1 protein-coding gene is annotated in these 610 nt (G+C 71.1%); it reads left to right on the top strand.

Features of this window, described 5'->3' with window-relative positions; translation table 11 throughout:
- On the top strand, positions 1 to 610 hold a 610-nt coding region (locus EN914_RS37590), incomplete at both ends, for an iron chelate uptake ABC transporter family permease subunit (RefSeq protein WP_164779282.1).

Below are 610 nucleotides of genomic sequence, written 5' to 3'. Positions count from 1 at the left end.
TCTACGCACCATGGCTGCTGGAAGGCGGCCGTGAAGGGGTGGCGCTGGCTGGCGGCGCTCTCGCCACATCAGCCGTTTTCGCACTGGCGCGCGGGCGCAGCTTTTCGCCAGTGTCGATCATCATCGCCGGCCTCGTCGTCAGCCTCACTTTCGGTTCGGCCGGCGCGCTGCTGATGGCGCTCAACCGCGAATACACCGAGGAGCTGTTCATCTGGCAGAGCGGCTCGCTGGTGCAGAATGGCGATGCGGCCGTCGTTGCTCTGGCGCCGTGGCTGCTGGCCGGCATCTGCGCCGCGTTCCTGCTCTGGCGACCGCTACGCCTGCTCGATCTCAGCGACGACGGCGCGGCATCGCTCGGCACCCGCCCGGCCGTCATCCGCCTTGCCGGCATGGCTGTCGCCGTCTCGCTTGGCGCGTTGGTCGTCGCCGAGGTCGGCGTCATCGGGTTCGTGGCGCTCGCTGCCCCGGCGCTGGCGCGGCTGGCCGGAGCGCGCACGCTTGGCCGCCGCCTGGTCTGGTCGCCGCTGATCGGCGGCGCCCTGCTCTGGCTCACCGACCGTCTGGTGCAGCATCTGCCGTTCGCCGGCGAAATCCCCGCCGGCACCGCGAC

This window comes from Mesorhizobium sp. M7A.F.Ca.CA.001.08.2.1 (assembly GCF_003998455.1).
Classification (GTDB): domain Bacteria; phylum Pseudomonadota; class Alphaproteobacteria; order Rhizobiales; family Rhizobiaceae; genus Mesorhizobium; species Mesorhizobium ciceri.
The sequence above is the reverse complement of the archived record's forward strand: the minus strand, read 5'-3'. Positions and strand labels throughout refer to the sequence as shown.